The sequence below is a fragment of the Extibacter sp. GGCC_0201 genome, assembly GCF_017566055.1.
Classification (GTDB): Bacteria; Bacillota; Clostridia; order Lachnospirales; family Lachnospiraceae; genus Extibacter.
In genome coordinates, this window is the sequence record NZ_JABFCH010000004.1 from 96218 (window position 1) to 109664 (window position 13447).

Annotated in this window: 16 protein-coding genes; all 16 read left to right on the forward strand. The window is 47.4% G+C overall.

Annotation, left to right across the window (positions count from 1 at the left end):
• The first annotated feature begins 6 nt into the window (after window positions 1-6).
• The 16 genes from HJV72_RS03990 (at window position 7) to HJV72_RS04065 (ending at window position 13440) form a co-directional block, all read left to right on the forward strand.
• On the forward strand, window positions 7-255 hold the full coding sequence (locus HJV72_RS03990; protein ID WP_243765507.1) for an ATP-binding cassette domain-containing protein: 249 nt from the start codon (window positions 7-9) through the stop codon (window positions 253-255).
• A 223-nt stretch (window positions 256-478) separates the two neighbouring features.
• Complete coding sequence (locus HJV72_RS03995; protein WP_208068861.1) at window positions 479-2605, forward strand: sensor domain-containing diguanylate cyclase; 2127 nt, start codon at window positions 479-481, stop codon at window positions 2603-2605.
• A gap of 51 nt (window positions 2606-2656) precedes the next feature.
• Complete coding sequence (flgB, locus tag HJV72_RS04000) at window positions 2657-3052, forward strand: flagellar basal body rod protein FlgB (RefSeq protein ID WP_243765508.1); 396 nt, start codon at window positions 2657-2659, stop codon at window positions 3050-3052.
• Window positions 3053-3062: 10 nt separating this feature from the next.
• On the forward strand, window positions 3063-3371 hold the full coding sequence (gene fliE / locus HJV72_RS04005) for a flagellar hook-basal body complex protein FliE (RefSeq protein WP_208068864.1): 309 nt from the start codon (window positions 3063-3065) through the stop codon (window positions 3369-3371).
• Window positions 3372-3402: 31 nt separating this feature from the next.
• Window positions 3403-5013 (forward strand): flagellar basal-body MS-ring/collar protein FliF, encoded by a 1611-nt coding sequence (gene fliF, locus HJV72_RS04010; protein WP_208068866.1) that lies wholly within the window; start codon window positions 3403-3405, stop codon window positions 5011-5013.
• Entirely contained in the window at window positions 4976-6016 is a 1041-nt protein-coding gene (gene fliG, locus HJV72_RS04015; RefSeq protein ID WP_208068867.1) for a flagellar motor switch protein FliG, read from the forward strand. The genes fliF and fliG overlap by 38 nt, the downstream gene beginning before the upstream one ends.
• Complete coding sequence (locus HJV72_RS04020; RefSeq protein ID WP_208068868.1) at window positions 6000-6752, forward strand: hypothetical protein; 753 nt, start codon at window positions 6000-6002, stop codon at window positions 6750-6752. The genes fliG and HJV72_RS04020 overlap by 17 nt, the downstream gene beginning before the upstream one ends.
• Window positions 6753-6772: 20 nt before the next feature.
• Window positions 6773-8077 carry a flagellar protein export ATPase FliI gene (gene fliI, locus HJV72_RS04025; protein WP_208069060.1) on the forward strand — a complete coding sequence of 435 codons (1305 nt, stop codon included), beginning with the start codon at window positions 6773-6775 and terminating at the stop codon, window positions 8075-8077.
• A 34-nt stretch (window positions 8078-8111) separates the two neighbouring features.
• Window positions 8112-8564, forward strand: coding sequence for a flagellar export protein FliJ (gene fliJ, locus HJV72_RS04030; RefSeq protein WP_208068869.1), 453 nt, complete (start codon window positions 8112-8114; stop codon window positions 8562-8564).
• Between the two features lie 54 nt (window positions 8565-8618).
• Window positions 8619-9716 carry a flagellar hook-length control protein FliK gene (locus HJV72_RS04035; RefSeq protein WP_208068870.1) on the forward strand — a complete coding sequence of 366 codons (1098 nt, stop codon included), beginning with the start codon at window positions 8619-8621 and terminating at the stop codon, window positions 9714-9716.
• A gap of 14 nt (window positions 9717-9730) precedes the next feature.
• The gene (locus HJV72_RS04040; RefSeq protein WP_208068871.1) at window positions 9731-10243 is read left to right on the forward strand and encodes a flagellar hook capping FlgD N-terminal domain-containing protein; all 513 of its coding nucleotides are present in this window, start codon (window positions 9731-9733) and stop codon (window positions 10241-10243) included.
• Window positions 10230-10598: a TIGR02530 family flagellar biosynthesis protein gene (locus HJV72_RS04045; protein WP_208068872.1), complete on the forward strand. Its 369-nt coding sequence runs from the start codon at window positions 10230-10232 to the stop codon at window positions 10596-10598. Before HJV72_RS04040 ends, HJV72_RS04045 begins: the two co-directional genes overlap by 14 nt.
• A gap of 86 nt (window positions 10599-10684) precedes the next feature.
• Complete coding sequence (locus HJV72_RS04050) at window positions 10685-11569, forward strand: flagellar hook-basal body protein (RefSeq protein WP_208068873.1); 885 nt, start codon at window positions 10685-10687, stop codon at window positions 11567-11569.
• A 55-nt stretch (window positions 11570-11624) separates the two neighbouring features.
• Window positions 11625-11828, forward strand: coding sequence for a flagellar FlbD family protein (locus HJV72_RS04055; protein WP_208068874.1), 204 nt, complete (start codon window positions 11625-11627; stop codon window positions 11826-11828).
• Between the two features lie 2 nt (window positions 11829-11830).
• Window positions 11831-12655: a motility protein A gene (locus HJV72_RS04060; protein ID WP_208068876.1), complete on the forward strand. Its 825-nt coding sequence runs from the start codon at window positions 11831-11833 to the stop codon at window positions 12653-12655.
• A gap of 17 nt (window positions 12656-12672) precedes the next feature.
• Window positions 12673-13440: an OmpA/MotB family protein gene (locus HJV72_RS04065; RefSeq protein WP_208068878.1), complete on the forward strand. Its 768-nt coding sequence runs from the start codon at window positions 12673-12675 to the stop codon at window positions 13438-13440.
• The last annotated feature ends 7 nt before the right edge of the window (window positions 13441-13447 follow it).

The window sequence follows — 13447 nt, forward strand, 5'->3', positions numbered from 1 at the left end:
GGAAAAATGTCATTAGTAGAAGTGACTAATATCTCATATAAATATCCTAATGGATACCTTGCTGTAGATGATGTCAGCTTTTCCATTGAAGCCGGAGAAAATATTGCTATCATCGGACAGAACGGCGCTGGGAAGACCACAACCGTGAAAATGCTGAATGGTCTTATGAAGCCGTGCGCTGGTGATGTTCTGATTCATGGAGAATCTACAAAAAATCATACAACCGCACAGATAGCAAGAAAAGTAGACTTTTAGCCCCACGAATGCTATTATAATTTTGTATAATTGCTTTAATTAAGTAGTATCTGGATTAAAATTCAACAATTCCGGAATTATTTCTGTGGAATTAAAAGTCTACTTTTATTGCCACGTATCCCGTATGAAATTACAGATGATACGGCTTTGCGCGGCAGTAAAAGAATAGGGCAAAAAGCCTGCCAGGCAGCGAAAATACGCGTATGGAAAGGATAATAGAAGTATGACTATCAGTGATAAAGAGATATTATCTTTAATTGTAGATGAAGGTAATGATGTCACATATCTTTCTGATATTGAGAATTATAAACTGTATTTTGTGAACAGAAAGGGGCTTGAAATATTAGGGAATCCTGATATGGACGAGTGGTATGGAAAGCCTTGTTATGAAGTGCTGCAGAACAGGACTAGTCCGTGTCCGTTCTGTACAAACCATCTGCTCAGGGAAAATTCTTTCTATGAATGGAACTTTTTCAATGAACATATGAAGAGAAACTTTGCGAAACGGGGAACAATCGTTAATTTTAATGGCAGAAAGACCCGGATGGAATTTGCGATAGATGTCACGGAAATATGTGATATGGAGAAGAAGCTGAAGCAGGAACTGGAAGTACAAAAGGTGCTGATTGACTGTGCGCTTGCTCTGAACAGGGAAAGCAAAGAAGGGGACGAATCCATATATGCCTTTCTGAATATCATACGGGACTACTATGATGCGGACAGGACTTACATTTATGAGATAAACGAAGAAAAAGACGTATTCAAGAATACATATGAAGTCAGCTGTAAGAATATAAAACCGCAGTCAGCCGGACAGATGGAGCAGCCTTTGTCCTCAGTGGAGTGCTTGATGGAGACATTTAGAAATGGGCAGATATATAGCATATCACTGTCTGCAGAGGCAAAGGAGCGGGAATCTGAGGAAATCAAAATCCTGACCAGCAGAAAAATAGACAGTCTGCTTGCTGCGCCTCTCGTATTGGAGGGAGAGGTGCTCGGATACCTTGGGGTTGATAACGCAAAGATAAATGCAAGTGCAGAGGTACTGCTCAGGCTGGCTCCAGAATTTGTCATCAATGATATCAAAAAGAGACAGATCTGGCAGGCGGCTAAGAATTCGGGGTACATGGACGATCTTACAGGGCTTGGCAACCGTAAAAAGTATCGTCATATGATTGAATGGCTGGAACAGCAGTACCAGGGAGAATTTGGAATTGTCACAGCAGATATCGACAGTCTCCGGAATATCAACAATGCTTATGGATATGCATGGGGCGATCATATGCTCAATTACGTCGCAGAGACGATGACGAAGTGCTTCGGTGATTACGTGTATCGTATCGGTGATGACGAATTCGTGGCATTCTGCCTGGACATCAGCAAGGAAAGATTTGAAGAGGAAGTGAGAGAGCTGCAGAAAACAGCCAAATGGGATGAGCAGCTGCAGATAGCAATCGGTTCAAGCTGGTATGAGGGAGAGTGCGATATAGACTACCAGATTACGGTTGCCAATGAGAAGATGCACATCAACAAGCTGAAAAATTATAAAAGAGGAGGAGCTCAGAAAGGCATCCAGAAGTATAGGGGAGTGCTGGCGGACAATCTCCAGAGGGAGATTGAGACAGGCAGGTTTGTCGTTTATCTCCAGCCGCAGATTAATCTGAAGAATAATGAGATAGGCGGGGCGGAGGCGCTCATAAGAAGACTGGACGAAAAAGGGAATATCATCTTTCCCAATTCCTTCGTCAGCAGGTACGAGGGGGATGAGATTATCAGATATATAGACTTCTTCGTCTTAGAAAGCGTATGCGGCATCCTGAAAGAATGGAAGGATAAGGGCCGCCAGGACGTTGGGATCGCAGTCAATTTTTCACGTGTCACGATGATGGAAGACGAAGTCGTAGAAAAGATGAGGGCGGTGTGCAAAAGGTTTGGAGTGGAACCGCGGCAGATTACGATAGAGGTAACGGAAAGTATCGGCATGTTGGAACGAGATACGCTGAAAGAGCTGCTGGATGACATACAGAAGTCGGGATTCCGTATATCTCTTGACGACTTTGGCTCCCGCTATTCGGATCTGGCATTGCTGTCGTTGGCGGACTTTAATGAGATCAAACTCGACAAAAGCCTCATTGACAGGATTGAAATCGGCGGCAAGCCAAGGGTGATTGCAGAGTATGTGCTTCAGATGTGCATGGAGCTGAAGCTTACGCATTCCGTAGCGGAAGGGATAGAGACGGTATCCCAGAGAGAGATTCTGAAGAACTTCGGATGTGAGCTTGGGCAGGGATATCTGTTCGATAAGGCTATCCCGGTGAATGAATTTGAAACAAAATATCTTGGGTTTTAATTTTTTTTACCAACTGATGTCGAAATTAGTCAATTTATGGAGAGTGAGTGTATGAATGGGATAAGCAATATGTATGGCAATACAATTGGGATGATGGAAAGGTCTCTGGACTTTCTCTGGACGAAGCAGGGGGTTACTACAAATAATATTGCAAATGTAGATACGCCTGGGTACAAATCTAAATATGTTACGTTCGAAGAGACATTTCAAAGAAGGCTTGCCGCTGCTTCCGGGACGGGTGACGGACGCCAGATAAAACAGGCGATAGCCGGGGCTTCAACAGTGATTCATGAGACAACAGGAGAGACGGCAAGGCTTGATGAGAATAACGTCAACGCTGATGCAGAGATGGTAGAGCTTACGCGGACCGCACTTCAGTACCAGTATGGGCTTAATTCTGTAAACAGCGATATTACAAGGCTTAGAACAGCAATAAAGGGCCAGTAGGAGGGAGACTATGATAGAAAGCGGATTTATTACCCCGATTCAGAGAATGGAGACAATAGGGGAACTGAAAAAGAATGAGAATGTGCGGCAGGACGGAGGCAGTCTGTTTTCTGATATTTTCAACAATGCGGTGAATGATGTAAAGCAGACGCAGGCCAATCTGGAACAACAGCAGTATCTGCTGGCGACGGGGCAGATTGACGACGCCCACACGGTTCCTATCGCGGCATCAGAGGCCCAGATGGCGGTTGACATGCTCGTACAGCTGAGAAATAAAGCAATAGACGCTTATAACGAATTGATGAGAATCAGTCTGTAACAAGTAAATGAAAAGGACATAAAGCAAGAACATGGATAAGATAAAGCTGAAGTTAAACCAATGCAAAGAATTCCTTGGAAAGTACAGCAGGAAGACAAAGATACTTGCCGGCGTCATAACAGTAGCCATTATAGCGGCAGCAGTCATAATTGCACTCGTTCTGAACCATAAAGATTATACGACGCTTTTTACCGGTGTAACGGAAGAAGAAGCCACGAAGATTGTAGGGAAGCTGCAGGAAGCGGGTGTAGATTTCCAGTACAAGGAAAATGGAGATATCCTGGTAGACAAGAGCGTAGCGGACAAAACCCGTGCGGAACTCGTGTACGAAGGATATCCAAAGAGTGGATTTACCTATGATGTATTCACGGAAAACTCCGGAGGGATGACGACAGATTCCGAAAAGGAGATGTATAAGCTTTATGATCTGCAGGACCGGATAGGCGCAACTATCCGATTTTTTGATGGGGTGAAGGACGCGAAAGTGACAATCGCCCTGAAAGAGGAACAGAAATATGTTCTGGAAGATAATGAAGATGAGGCAGGGACTCCAAGCGCGTCGGTTGTCGTGACGATGGAGAACGGCGACTCTCCTTCTGAAAAACAGGCATCCGCAATCCAGCGCCTCGTTGCAAAGAGCGTTCCGGATATGGAGATGGAAAATGTAGCGGTTTTTGACGGGAATGGAATAGAAGTATCTGTGGACAAAAACGGAGGCGGCGCGTCCGGAAGCAATGCCACGGAAGAGATTGCGCAGCTGATAGAGACTCAGATATCGAAAAAAGTAATTAATGTACTTGGCTCTTTTTACGGGGCGGACAATATACGTGTGTCGGCCCGGGGAAAAGTGAACATGGAGAAGATAATCAGGGAATCTACCACATATACGACTCCGGAAAAGATAGATGAGAATGATAAGACCGGCATCGTATCGAGCGAATCCACCACGCAGGACTCGGTAAATGGCGGAAGCACCGGTTCGGGTACCGCGGGCACGGAGTCGAATGCAGACACCCCCCAGTATAATGCGGGGACAGACGGCAGTTCAACCGGTTCGTCCAGCGAATCTGCAACGAGGGATTATCTGGTCAACCAGGTTAAGGAGCAGGGCGAGCTGGACACAGGTGTTCTCGAAGACTTGACCGTATCAGTGGCAATCAATGGAAAGAATGCAGGCAATATCAGTATGAATGAGCTGAGAGATCTGGTTGGCAATGCCACCGGTATCGCTGCCGCCGACAGGCTGGAAAAGATAACGATTGTAAATGCCCCATTCTATGAGGACAAAAAAGACGATGATACGAAAGAGGTATCAAATATTCTGAAGAACATTCAAGACAATCTCCCGGTGATTGCCGTGGCTGCCGCAATTGCTGCCGTAGTGATTGCTCTTGCAGTCATTTTCATACGCAGACGCAGGAAACGGCGGCTAGAAGAAGAGGAAGAACTGGAGGATCTGCTTATTCCGGATGTGACAGAAGAGATAAGGAAGCCTGAGATGCTGAACCTGAAAAACGAAAGGAGCAGGGAACTGCGTGAGAACGTTAGAGATTTTGCGGATGAAAATCCGGAAATATCCGCACAGATGATAAGAAACTGGCTGAATGGAGGAGAACAGGATGGACGAAAAGCAGACGAATAGTGCGGTAAATCTGTCTCCGGGCCGGAAAGCGGCCGCTGTCATAGCTGCGCTCGGCGCAGACAAGGCCTCCAAGGTATATAAGTACCTGACTGAGGATGAGGTAGAGAAACTGACGCTGGAAGTGGCAAAGCTTGGCCATCTGGAAGCAGAGCAGACAGAAACTGTTCTGGATGATTTCTACAAATCCTGCCTGACCCAGAAGGTAGTCACAGACGGTGGTATGGAATATGCACGCACGGTGCTTGAGAAGACGTATGGGGAATCAGTAGCGAATGAACTTCTGAAGAAGATGACGAAGTATCTTAAGAACCGCTCTTTTGACTTCATCAGCAAGATGGATACGAAGAACCTGTTCTCGGTACTGCAGCATGAGAGGCCTCAGACGATAGCGTTGATACTGTCGTATGTGGATTCGGCGCAGGCCGCAGATCTCATCGCGGAGCTGCCCGAGGAGAAGCGTCTGAAGGTTGTGGAAAGCATCGCAAGGATGGAGAGTGCCTCCCCTGACGCCATCAAAATCGTGGAATCCCAGCTGCTGAAGCAATTCGACAATATTCTTACTACAGACTTTACGACAATCGGCGGTATCGATTACATCGCAGATGTCATGAATCATATGGACCGGAGCAATGAGAAGTATATCTTTGACGAGATGGGCAAAGATGATCCAGATCTTGCAGAGGCAATACGGAAGAAGATGTTCGTATTCGAGGATATCCTGACGATGAATGACCGCTCCATCCAGCGCTTTATACGCGACTGTGACATGAAGGATGTGGTCTACGCGCTGAAGAATGCAAGCTCAGAGATGCTTCAGCTGTTCTTCTCAAACATGTCTACACGTATGGCAGAGACGATACAGTCAGATCTGGAAGTTACGGTTAACGTGCGCCTTCGTGATGTAGAAGAGGCGCAGCAGCGCATCGTCAACATAATCCGAAAGCTGGACGAAGAAGGAGAACTGGTAATCGGCAAGGGCGGAAAGGATGACATCATTGTATAGGGTACTGAAAAGTCAAGAAGATAAGAATAGCCATGCGCTGAAATACGATATGTATAAGGAACTGTCCCTTGAAGAAGAGCCGGCTGCCGGGGATGAAACAGCAGAGGATCCATACGAGCCCGGGCCGGACAGCATACTGGATGAGGCTGCCCGGCAGGCGGAACGTATACTGAACGCCGCAAGGAAGGGCGCGGATAAGATAAAAGAGGACGCATGGCAGGAGGCATTCCGACAGGGAGAGGAAGAGGGATATAAAGAAGGTATCAGGAGGGCGATGGAAGAGAACAGCCGTCGCTTCGAAGAAGAGCTGGAGATGCTGCAGGACAAGATAAGCAATTATGTAAAAGGACTTGGAGAAGAGAAGGACAAGCTTCTGGAAAAGTATATTGATGACTTGAAAAACATTGCGCTTTCAATCGGGGAGAAGATTGTGCAGACGAGCCTGAAAACGAGCGAAGACGTTATAGAACGCATGATATTGGCAGCCACCGAGAAGCTGAAAAAGGCGGCCTGGGCCAAGATATATATCGGCAGCGGTCGAGAGCCGCTTGATATCCAGGGGGACGCGGAATTCCTGCACAGCCTGTCAAAGCTTGCGGACAGTGTAAAGGTAATCATGATGGACGAAGAAGAAAAGGGGACCTGCATCGTAGAGCTGCCTGATGAGATTATAGACATAAGCGTGGGCGCTCAGCTCGAAAACATAAAAGAAATACTAAATAATGCAAGACTATAAGCAGGACTGGAGTGAAGAAGATGCTGAGAGACCTTCCGGGCATGATCATGAAAGCGGAAACAATCAATCATATAGGTAAGATAGAGAACATTACCGGCATGTCTATGGAGGCATCGGGAGGCAGTGCCAATATCGGAGATATCGTGCTAATCTACAACGAAGAGCAGAAGAAGCAGATACCGGCGGAAGTAGTAGGCTTCCGCGGTGAGAAGATACAGCTGATGGCATATGAGGATATGCCCGGCATCGGAACAGACAGTTTTGTCAGAAGTACGAAGAAGAGACTGAAAATACCGGTTGGGCAGTTTTTAAAAGGCAGAATTATAGATGCACTCGGCAATCCGATAGACGGTAAAGGAGAATTCGAATCCGAACGTTATTATTATGTGGAAAGCCCTAAGATTAATCCGCTATCAAGGCCGCCCATATCAGAAGAGCTGCACTTTGGCATAAAGGCAATCGATGGCCTTAATACGATTGGGAAAGGGCAGAGAATCGGCATCTTTGCAGGAAGCGGCGTAGGCAAGAGCACTCTGCTCGGGATGATAGCCAGAAATGTGGAGACAGATATCAATGTCATCGCACTTGTCGGGGAGCGTGGCAGGGAGGTCAGGGAATTTGTAGAAAAAGACCTGGGCCCCGAAGGAATGAAGCGCTCCGTCCTAGTCGTCGCAACCTCAGACCAGCCTGCGATGCTTCGGATGAAGTGCCCGATTGTGGCGACGACGATTGCCGAATACTTTAAAGACCAGGGAAAGGATGTCCTGCTTATGATGGATTCGCTGACCCGGTTCGCCATGGCCCAGAGGGAAATCGGGCTTGCCACCGGTGAGCCGCCGGTAGCAAGAGGATATACGCCGTCCATATATGCGGAGTTTCCGAAACTGCTGGAGAGAAGCGGCATGTTTGAGAAGGGATCTATAACAGGAGTCTATACCGTGCTTGTGGAAGGCGACGATACGAATGAACCGGTTGCAGATACAGTGAGGGGAATCCTAGACGGCCATATCGTACTGAGCAGGAAGCTCGCGAACGCGAACCATTTTCCGGCCATTGACGTAAGTGCCAGCATCTCCCGTCTGATGGCAGATATCGTGACAGAAGAACACAAGGAACTGTCATCCAGGCTTCGTGACATACTGAGCGTCTACGAGCAGAATGAAGACCTGATTTCCATCGGTGCATACAAGGCAGGGACAAATCAGAAGCTGGATGACGCGATTTCCAGGATAGACCAGGTAAACAGATTCCTGATGCAGGAAATCGGAAGAAAATATAATAAAGATGAGATGCTGGATGCCATGAGAAAAATACTGGCCCGTTAGGGAATATTCAGTTGCCGGCTGCGGAGGAATTCAAATGAAAAAATTTGCATTTTCACTAGACAAAGTATTGACATATAAAGAACAGATTGAGCACAATCTCAGGTCCGAATATGCACAGATAGTGCAGAAGGTGGCGAGGGAAGAAGAGAAGCTTCAAGGTCTTGAAGCGGAGCATGCGGCCTGCCGTATGAAATATGAAGAGGAAAAGCACAAGGGCAGTACGATACGCCGGTTGAAGATATACGAGAGCTACCTGGAAAGTGTCCTCTGGAACATACAAAAGACGGAGAAGCTGATAAAAAGGCTTAAGAAAGAAGAAGAAGCCAAGCGGGAAGAAGTCATCGCAGCAAAGACAGAGACTTCGTCGATAGACAGGTTGAAAGACAAGAGGAAAAAAGAATACAATGCGGTGGAAAGAAAAGCCGAAGAGATCTTTGTAGAGGAGTTCGTAGCCAATACGTCCTCCACAAGAGTAAAGACAGGATAGTAACTGCAATGCAGTTTTACTATATATATTAACAGAGGAAAGGAGGAGATAGAGATGAACACAATCGTGGCAGAAATGCCAAAGGCGAATCTGACGGGCGGCAATGCCGGTAAAAGCAAAGGTTCGGATGACGGGAATCAGATTAAATTTGATGAAGTCCTAAAAGGCCAGAAAGAACATACGGAAGACAAGGACAAAAAGCAGGATTCCAATACGGCCGATGGGACTGCGCTATCCGACGCGGCAGGTATGCTGACACTGCCATATGTGCCAGGTGCAGCCCAGGCAGCAGGTGACGTGTGCTTCATTCTTCCGGTACCGGAAGGGGAAGCCAAAAGCACAGCAGAAGCAAAAGTATCCGAACCTGTAAAGGCGGATATACCGGCTGTTATATCGGCAGATGCAGACAAGCAGCTCAACCGTGTATCTGAACGGGCAGTCATGACCGCCAATGATGGGATCACAAAAGAATCTGCTGTGAAGAACGAGATACCTGAGATTCCTACTGAGACTATACAGGGATTCGGGAAGCCTGCACAGCAGAAGACAGAACAGGCGGCGGTACAGCTGACGGACCGGAAGGCAGAAGAGATTGATGCAGCAGGCGTGCATGAGACAAGGGATATCCCGGAAAGGAACGCTGAAGCAGCCAAAAGCTCCGTATTTGCCGAAAGGACAGTGGAATACAATCCTGTAGCCAGAGAGATTACGACAGCCCCAAAACCGGCACATAACCAGGAGATACGTACCGAGTATATGGATATGCTGAAAGGTGACATCGCAAAGCAGGTAGCGTCAGGAAAGCAGCATATCGAGATACAGCTTCATCCGGACAATCTGGGCACACTTGTAATCAAAGCATCCTGTGAGGCTGGAAAAGCTGTCATATCAATCATGTGCAGCGAGGCAAAGACGATGCAGGCCATGTCGCAGCAGGCGAGAGAGCTGGCAGGCATTGTGGAGGCGAGGACCGGCAATGAGACGCAAGTGATTGTCGAAAGGCCGTCCGAGGACTATCTGCAGCAGCAACAGCAGGAGCAGAACAGCCGGGGACAAGAAAGGGAACCGGACAGGGAGCAGAGAGATAACCACAAGGGAGAGTTCCGTGAGAGCTTTGATTTCCTGCAGCAGCTGAGACTTGGACTCGCATAGAGAAAGGAGCAGACATGAATACATTAGGAAGTATACTGTCCAATTATGGAAACGCCGCATCTGCAAGGACGAATTCCACCGATAATTCAGGGGGAACAGCTTCAGGCGGAACCAATGGGCTGAGCATCAACGATTTTTATAAGCTGCTTTCCGCACAGCTCAGATATCAGGACGCCGACAACCCGATGGATACGAGCGAGATGATGGCACAGATGGTACAGACACAGATGATACAGGCGATTACAGATATGTCCGCCATCAATCTGGAGATGTATGCAATCAATACCATATCTTATGCAAGCTCTATGGTAGGCAAGACGGTGACGATGGCAGAAGTGGACAGTGACGGCAGATTTACAGGGGAAAAGACGACAGGTATCGTTACTGGTATCCTTATGGGCAACAATCCGACTCTCTTCATAGACGGCAAGGAATATACACTGTCACAGGTCATGACGGTAGGGGACGTACCTGACTCGGCAACCGATAGTCCGGAAGACGAAGGAGGAGACGATGGAAGTACGTAATATCTCCTCTGCCCGGGAACTGCAGCTACAGCATGAAGTTTACCGTCAGAAAGAGGAAAAGCCAGACTTTGGCGCCCTCTATGAAAAGGAGATACAAAAGACCGGGCTTCAGTTTTCAAAACATGCCGCCATGCGTATGAGCGAGCGTAAAGTAGAGATGACGCCTGAACTTGCAGGGAGTCTGAAGACGGCTGTGGAAAAGGCCCGGGACAAGGGAGCCAAAGATGTAGTTGTCATAGGAAGCAGCAGTGCGTTTATCGTTAACGTGACAAATAATACAGTAGTTACAACCATGAATGCACAAGAGATGAAGAATAATATATTTACCAATATTGACAGCGCCGTGTTGCTATAGCCGGACCATGAAGGAGGCTTGGCCTTATGTCCGAATGACAGAGGCGGATATGGCGCAGAAAGAATACGAAAGGAAGTACAAAAGAAATGGTCAAATCAATGTATGCAGCGATTGCAGGTCTGCGGTCGCATCAATCCAAGATGGATGTAATCAGTAACAATATAGCAAATGTAAACACATGGGGATACAAATCCAGGTCAGCCAATTTCCAGGATGCCATGTACCAGAACCTGACGAGCAGTACGGGAGGAAATACCGCGGCCGGAGGTGCCGGAGGCAAGAACAGCTCACAGCTTGGATACGGCGTCAACGTCGGTTCCATAACAACGAATTTTACGACCGGTAGCTGGGGTTATACCGGAAGACCGACGGACTGTATGCTGAACGGTACCGGATTTTTCATCGTGGGACCGATGATAGCGAATCCGACGGCTGGCATTCCGTCTAATAATTTTGCGACACAAGGGATGTCCCTTTCCCGGGTCGGAATCTTTTCCGTGGACAACAACGGCTATCTTGTAGACGACGACCAGAACTACGTGTATGGATTTGCACAGAACACCGATGGTACATGGGATACTACAACGATAAAACCGTTGCAGATTCCAAGCGATGACACGGGAAAGCAGTACGAGATACAGACGTATAAGATTGGGACAGACGGTACAATCACAGGCGTCACCTATGACAAGAAGCAGGTGACAATCGGTAAGATTGCGGTAGCAGCGGTCGAAAATCCGAACGGTCTGGAGCAGGCGGAGGGCTACCTGTACATGGCTGGCGAGAATGCGGGACAGATAACGGCGATTCAGGCAGACTACTTCGTGAGCAACTATCTGGAGATGTCCAATGTGGAGCTTGCCAGCGATATGGCAGCTATGATTACGACACAGAGAGGATACCAGGCAAATTCAAAGATTATTACAGTGACAGATGAGATGCTGGAGCAGCTCGTCAATATGAAACGTTAAAAAATAAGCCGCGGGGAAGCAGTTCCCCGCGTGCATGCAGCAGGGAGGGACGGACTTGATAGAACTGACGAAACTGAACGGGGAACCCGTGCTGATCAACTCGTGCCAGATGGAATACATAGAGCTGATACCGGAGTCCAAGATCATCATGATGAACGGCAAGTACCATATCGTGCGGGAAGGCAAGGACGAAATTATAAAAAAAATCATCATCTTCAATAACCAGTGTATTCATTATCCGCGGAATGAGGAGGCATAGACATGGACATAACCACTTTACTCGGCGTTGTCGGTGGATTCGCATTTATTGTGAACGCAATCATGCAGGGAGGAAAGATAGGAAGCTTTATAGATATACCCAGCATCATGATTGTAGTGGGGGGCACGTTCTGTGCTGTTGTTGCCAGCTTCCCGTTTAATATGCTCAAAAATGTAGGGAAACATTTTACGAAGCTGTTATCGAATAAGAAATTTAAGGTAGAACCTGTGATAGACATGCTGGTTGAGTTTGCACAGCTTGCCAGGAAGAACGGGCTTCTGGCTCTCGAGGAGAAAGCGAACCAGCTGGAAGATCTGTTCTTCAAGCAGGGAATTATGCTTGTCGTAGACGCCATGGAGGCGGATAAGGTGAGGGAGATGCTGGAGACAGAGGTAGACAGCATGAGCCAGAGACATGAAGAAGAGATTGCAATCTATGAGAAAGCAGCCAATTACGCCCCTGCATTCGGTATGATTGGTACACTTGTAGGACTTATCAATATGCTCAAGAGCATGGATTTGTCGCAGGGCTCATCGTCTATGCTCGGCGAAAGCATGGCTACTGCACTTGTCACGACATTCTACGGCTGTATCATGGCTAACCTGCTGTTCATGCCCATAGCAAAGAAGCTGCGGATAAGAAACGAAGAGGAGGTTCTGTATAAACAGATAATCATCGAAGGCGTCATTGGCATACAGTCGGGTGAGAATCCTAAGAACCTGAAGGAAAAGCTCGTATCACTCCTCCATCAGCAGAAGCAGGCCAAACTCATGGACGGCGGTGAGGGGAAAGAAAAGAAGCCGAAGAAAGAAAAGAAAAAGAAGTAGAAGGGAGTGAAGGTACAGTGAAACGAAGGCAAAAAAGTCCGGAAGAAGGATCCGACTGGATGGGGACTTACGGCGATATGGTGACGTTGCTGCTTTGCTTCTTTGTATTGTTGTACTCCATATCTTCTGTAGACGAGGTTAAGTGGGAGAACCTGGTTAAGAGTATGAATCCGGAGGCGGCAGAGACATCGCAGATTGTTACGGATGCTATGGAAAAAGAGGGGACAGAGAATGTACCGGGAGCCAACACGACAGAGATAGACCAGAAATTTGACGAGATGTATGACAATCTCCTGGAGATGCAGGACGCATCCGGAGAGGTGGCGGATATACAGATAGCCAAGGGTGACGGCTACCAGTTCATCACTTTTAAGGATAATGTGTTTTTTGACGGTGACAGCTATGTACTCAGAGACGAAGGGAAGGCTGTTCTGGATACATTTTCTTCAATCATTGCGCCTGCTTCAGATGCCATAAAAGAAATCCAGGTGCTTGGGCATACATCCCAGGCAGAGCCGAATATACCGAATGAAGTCATGACAGACAGAGTACTGTCGGCGACACGCTCGGCAGTCGTAGTCGCCTATGTACAGCAAAAGAACATAATTGAACCGAAGAAGCTGGTGAGCGCAGGGTATGGACAATTCCGTCCCATCGACACGTTTGACACTTTTGAGGGAAGAGCGAGAAACAGAAGAGTAGAAATTCTGATAACTAAGACAGGTTCTGTCGAGCAGACGCTGGATGAATATTACAGCCAGGTCTATCAAGGCGAGGGGAATTAACATAAAG